Below are 1,140 nucleotides of genomic sequence, written 5' to 3' on the forward strand. Positions count from 1 at the left end.
CCGCCACCGCCCCCTCACCGGCCCGCCCGAAGGACTGCACCCTCATGCCTCGCGGCCACTACTCCCTCCACAACCCGCACGATCACACCCCCCTCGGCGAGGAGCACTTCCACTGCGCCACCGGCCCCTCCGGCTGGCGCTACGTCTCCCAGATCGTCAGCCCCACCGGCGACCACACCGGCTCCGTCGACCTCACCCTCGACGAACTCGGCCGCCCGATCCGCCTCGAACTCCACGCCTCCGCCTGGCAGGTCCGCGGCGCCGCCCTGGAAGGCGTCACCTGGGTCCGCACCGACCCGACCGGCGAACACGCCACCGAAGGCAACGCCCCGGCCCACGCCTTCACCGGCGCTTCCCCCGCCTTCCTCATCGCCACCGCCCGCCTGCTGCGCCCCACCCTCGGCGCCGGCGCCATCCGCACCCGCCTCGTCGCCTTCACACCCCCCGTCCTCGCCCCCCGCACCCTCGACCAGTCCTGGGCCCTGCTGTCGAGCACACCACACGCCACTGACAACGCCCCGCTCATCGCCGACGAATACCAGGTCAACGACCTGGAGACCGGCGAACAGCACACCATCCACATCACCGGCGACGTCGTCCTCTCCGCCCCCGGCATCGAACTCGAATCCCTCGAATCCCCACCGTCGACCTTCACCTGAGGCCCGCCGGCGCCACTCTGCTCCACCAGTTCCGGTACCGCGGGCGCCGGACGGGAAAGCGCGACGGGCGCCGTACCGAAGCGCGCCACGCACAGCAGCAAGCCCAGTGGGCCGGGCCCTGCCTCCCGCCTGCCCGCCCAGCCCTTGGCACGTTGCGCTGAGCCCACAGGCCCGCCGCCCCTCGGCTCACCGGCCCCTCAGGCGCGTCCGGCGGCCGATCTCGAACGGCCGCCCGCCACAGACACAACCCCCACCCCTACGCGCGGCCCGCACCCCCTGGGCCGACCACCGCGAGGCTGAGGACGAGCCGCACCCCCACCCGCACCGCGCCCGCGCCTCACACCGGCGGCGCAAACCCCGTACGCGGCGACCGCCCCACATCGCCCCCGCCACCCTCACCGGCCCCACGCTCCCGAACCGGCGCCCCGGAGAGCCCCGCACCGCCATAGGCCGCAGCCCCGCCACCAACTCCCGGAGCCCC

1 protein-coding gene is annotated in these 1,140 nt (G+C 74.6%); it reads left to right on the forward strand.

Going from position 1 to position 1,140, the window contains the following annotated elements:
• Positions 1–44: 44 nt before the first annotated feature.
• Positions 45–659 (forward strand): hypothetical protein, encoded by a 615-nt coding sequence (locus DY245_RS32835; RefSeq protein WP_128510820.1) that lies wholly within the window; start codon positions 45–47, stop codon positions 657–659.
• Positions 660–1,140: the final 481 nt, after the last annotated feature.

This window comes from Streptomyces inhibens (genome assembly GCF_003389455.1).
In the GTDB taxonomy this organism is placed as follows: Bacteria; Actinomycetota; Actinomycetes; order Streptomycetales; family Streptomycetaceae; genus Streptomyces; species Streptomyces inhibens.